Annotated in this window: 3 protein-coding genes and 1 pseudogene; 2 read left to right on the top strand and 2 right to left on the bottom strand. The window is 70.7% G+C overall.

Going from position 1 to position 3,945, the window contains the following annotated elements:
• Together A7A76_RS24610 and A7A76_RS27110 are read right to left on the bottom strand one after the other, a co-directional pair.
• On the bottom strand, positions 1-1,793 hold a 1,793-nt coding region (locus A7A76_RS24610), incomplete at its 3' end, for a S8 family serine peptidase (RefSeq protein ID WP_206413789.1).
• 3 nt (positions 1,794-1,796) lie between these two features.
• Positions 1,797-2,147, bottom strand: a complete 351-nt coding sequence (locus tag A7A76_RS27110; protein ID WP_428995235.1) for a DUF6053 domain-containing protein — start codon at positions 2,145-2,147, stop codon at positions 1,797-1,799.
• A 290-nt stretch (positions 2,148-2,437) separates the two neighbouring features.
• On the opposite strand from A7A76_RS27110, the gene A7A76_RS24605 reads away from it, so the two are divergent.
• Together A7A76_RS24605 and A7A76_RS24600 are read left to right on the top strand one after the other, a co-directional pair.
• Positions 2,438-3,613, top strand: coding sequence for a thiolase family protein (locus A7A76_RS24605; RefSeq protein ID WP_206413788.1), 1,176 nt, complete (start codon positions 2,438-2,440; stop codon positions 3,611-3,613).
• 122 nt (positions 3,614-3,735) lie between these two features.
• A pseudogene (locus A7A76_RS24600) lies at positions 3,736-3,945 on the top strand (hypothetical protein); the annotation flags it as partial.

Here is a 3,945-nt window from a genome sequence, read left to right as displayed (position 1 = left end):
GCGGTCACCGTCGCGCCGCCGCCGAGGCCGCCCAGCGCGCCGTCCACGCGCGCGGCCGCAGCCACTTCGCCGGCCGACATGCCCAGCGATTGCGCGGTCGCGCTGATGCTCAACGCGCTGATGTCGAGCCAGGCCTGGGTGCTGCTGTAGCCCACCGTCGCGGTCAGGAACACGCCCGGCGCGGTCGACAGGCTGGCGAACTGGCCGCTGAGGCTGCCGGCGTTGAGGAACACTTCGCGGCTGGAGCGCACATAGCCGGGCAATTGCCCGAGCACGCGCGCATCGCCGGCCAGCGTGGCGGCGCCGCCGACGTCGAGCCTGGAACCGATGAAGAACTGCAGCTGCCCCGCCGCCGACTGCGCGTAGTCGCCGTCGATGCGCAGGCCCGCGCCTTCGACCCGCAGCGCGCCCTGGTTGTCGAGGCGGCTGGCGACCTTGGCGCCGTTGCCGCCGGCGAAGGTCGCGCCGTTGCGCACGGTCACCGCCGAGGCGAGGCTGCCGCCGTCGTTCAAGCGCAAGGTGCCGCCGACGACGTCGGTGCCGCCGGTGTAGGTGTGCGCGGCGCTGCTGTCCAGGCGCAGGGTGCCGCTGCCGTCCTTGATCAGGCCGCCGGCGCCGGTGAGCGGGTTGGTCCAGGTCGAACTGCCGTCGAAGCTGACCCGCGCATTGCCCCAGTCGAGCCGGTGCAGGCCGCGCACCGCCGCGCCGACGTCGAGCAGGCCCTGGCCGAACACCGGGTCCACGCCCGGCGCGCCGAGATCCTTGGCGTTGCCCAGCAGCGCCTGCCGGACCAGATCGTTGTTGAAGTACGGGAACGCCTGCCACACCAGCGCCGCCGCGCCCGACACCTGCGGCGCGGCGAACGAGGTGCCGCGCACCACCCAGTAACTCGGGCTGCCGACGCTGTCGTTGACGCCGGTGGCCTGCACGTCGCCGGGCGCGACCAGGCAATAGTTCATGGCGATGCCGCAGGCGTTGGAATAGCTCGCCAGCTGGGTCGGGTTGAGCGTGTCCAGCGCGGCGGCGGCGATCCAGCCGCGCTCGAGCGCGTCGGCGCCGGCGCCCTGGCTCGGCAGCGAGGCGTTGTCGGACGGCTGCGGCTTGGATTCGTTGCCGGTGGCGAACACCACCAGTCCGCCGTTGTCGATGAAGGGCTTGTAGGCGTCGATGAAACTGCGGGTGACGGCGTCGCCGGTCCAGTACAGGCCGCCCCAGGAGTTGTTCATGATCCGCACGCCGGCGTTCATGAGGTCGCGGCTGACGATGTCGAGCCCGCCGTTGCCGGTGGCCTGGTTGCCCATGCCCGAGCCGTCGTCGCTGGGCCGGGTGTCGGCGAGGATGCGCGCGGAGACGATGCTCGCGCCCGGCGCGATCCCGCCCGGCCAGGCGCCGACCGGGGTGCCGGCGATGATCTGCGAGACGTAGGTGCCGTGGCCGAGCACGTCGTCGATGCGGTGGTTGTTGCTGCGCGGGTCGGTGTAGATCAGCATCGGCCCGACCCGGCCGTTGAGCGCGGGATGGTCGCGGCGCACGCCGCTGTCGACCACGCCGATGCGCACGCCCTGCCCGGTCAGCCCCAGCGCCTGCGCCGAGCGCGCGTTGGTCAGGTCCAGGTGCGCGCCGATCGGCGGCGGCGGCGTGGTCGGCGTAGTGGGCGGGGGCGAGGACGGCGGCGGGGGTTCGCGGACGTTGCCGCCACCGCCTCCGCCGCCGCAGGCGGTCAGCACCGCCGCGGCCAACGCGCCCAAGGCCCAATGGGTACTGCGCCGCGCCGCCGGTTCGAATCGTTTCATCGCTCACCCCCGTCGCTCTGGATCAGGAAGACGCGACCGCTCCCCCCGGGCGGCCGGCCGCACCGGGCCGCATCGCGCGGCGCCGGCGTTTTCGAATCCGAACCCGCTCCTTGTAATGCAAACGCCCGCGGCGGACAAACGAATCGCGCGGCGGCGAAGCAAAAGCGGCAGAAGGCTGGGTTCGACATTTGCGCGCATCGTTTCGGGGCGCTCGGCGAGGACAGGCGGAACGGGCCGGGAGACTGTGGGAGGCACTTCAGTCCGGACGCTTTCGGATCGGATCGCCGTGGCCTGAAACAAGAGCGTCGGGACTGAAGTCCCTCCCACAGGTCGGATCGCAGCGGGCTGGGACATGGGCGCGACCTTGAAGCGCCTTCCATCGGGCAGATCGGAGCGACCTGAGACGACGGCGCCGGGACCGAAATCCCTCCTGCAAGGGCCGCCAAAGGCCGCTGCGGATTCAGCCGCCGGCCGGGCTTGCGGTTCGATTTGTTGGTTTTTCGTTATCCGCCCTGTCCCCATTCCCCCTGCCCGAAAGGACATTTGCGGCACCGCAACACGGCGCCGCATAATCGGCGGGTTCCGGCCTCCCGGGCCCTGTCCCGCGCCGGCCCCCACACGCCACAGTTTTCCGGAGTTCCGCCATGAGCGATGTCGTCATCGTCGGTGCCAAGCGCACCGCCATCGGTTCCTTCCTCGGCCAGTTCACCGGCGTCCCCACCCCGACCCTGGGCAGCGCTGCGATCACCGGCGCGCTGGAACAGGCCGGCGTGGCCGCTGACCAGGTCGACGAAGTGATCATGGGCTGCGTGCTCCCGGCCGGCCTCGGCCAGGCCCCGGCGCGCCAGGCCGCGCTCGGCGCCGGCCTGCCGACCGCGGTCGGCTGCACCACCATCAACAAGGTCTGCGGCTCGGGCATGAAGGCGATCATGCTCGCCCACGACCTGATCCAGGCCGGCTCGGCCGAGGTCGTCGTCGCCGGCGGCATGGAGTCGATGACCAACGCCCCGCACCTGCTCAACAACTCGCGCACCGGCATCCGCTACGGCAGCGCCGAGTTCCTCGACCACATGGCCTGGGACGGCCTGACCAACCCCTACGACGGCAAGGCCATGGGCGTGTTCGGCGACGCCACCTGCGCCAAGTACGGCTACGACCGCGCCGCCATCGACGCCTATTCCGAAGAGAGCGTCAAGCGCGCGCAGGCCGCGCAATCGGCCGGCCACTTCAAGGATGAAATCGTTTCCGTGACGGTCAAGGGCCGCAAGGGCGACGTCGTCGTCGACGCCGACGAAGAGCCCGGCAAGATCGACGTGGCCAAGATCCCGACCCTGCGCCCGGCGTTCGGCAAGGACGGCGTGCTGACCGCGGCGGCCTCCTCGAAGATCTCCGACGGCGCCGCCGCGACCGCGCTGATGAGCGCCGACGAAGCCGCCGCGCGCGGGCTCAAGCCGCTGGCGCGCATCGTCGCCCACGCCGGCCACGCGCAGGCGCCGGAGTGGTTCACCACCGCGCCGGTGAAAGCGATTTCAAACGTATTGGAAAAGGCCGGCTGGAAGGTCGAGGACGTCGATCTGTTCGAGGTCAACGAAGCGTTTTCGGTGGTCGCGATGGCGCCGATGACCGAGCTGGGCATCGCCCACGACAAGCTCAACGTGCACGGCGGCGCGGTCGCGCTGGGCCATCCGATCGGCGCCAGCGGCGCCCGCCTGGTGGTCACGCTGATCAATGCCTTGCGCATCCGCGGCGGCAAGCGCGGCGTCGCATCGTTGTGCATCGGCGGTGGCGAAGCCACGGCGATCGCCATCGAACTGCTGTAAAAGGTTAAAAACGCGTTGCACAAAAAAAACCGGCGGGCCGCTTGACACACGTCACCGGCTTGTCATCATGTTATCGGCGCGCTTTTGCGCGTTGCCTAACTAAACGACGAGGAAACCGAATCATGAACTTCAACAAGGCGCTGATCGCCCTGGCTCTGGGCCTGGCCCTGGCCGCTTGCTCGAACCAGAAGCAGGCCGACACTGCCGCTGCCGACGCCGCTGCCGCTTCGGGCGAAGCCCAGGCTGCCGCTGACACCGCCGCCGCCGCTGGCGACGCCGCCACCGCCGACGCCGCTGCCGCTTCGGCCGACGCCGCTGCCACCGCCGCCGAC

The organism is Lysobacter enzymogenes (assembly GCF_017168095.1).
GTDB classification, from domain to species: domain Bacteria; phylum Pseudomonadota; class Gammaproteobacteria; order Xanthomonadales; family Xanthomonadaceae; genus Lysobacter; species Lysobacter enzymogenes_D.
This window is presented reverse-complemented; position numbering and strand designations above follow the sequence as displayed.

Excerpts from the sequence above, each read along its gene's own strand:
- A7A76_RS27110 (WP_428995235.1), bottom strand. The coding sequence starts at position 2,147 with ATGTCCCAGCCCGCTGCGATCCGACCTGTGGGAGGGACTTCAGTCCCG.
- A7A76_RS24605 (WP_206413788.1), top strand. The coding sequence starts at position 2,438 with ATGAGCGATGTCGTCATCGTCGGTGCCAAGCGCACCGCCATCGGTTCC.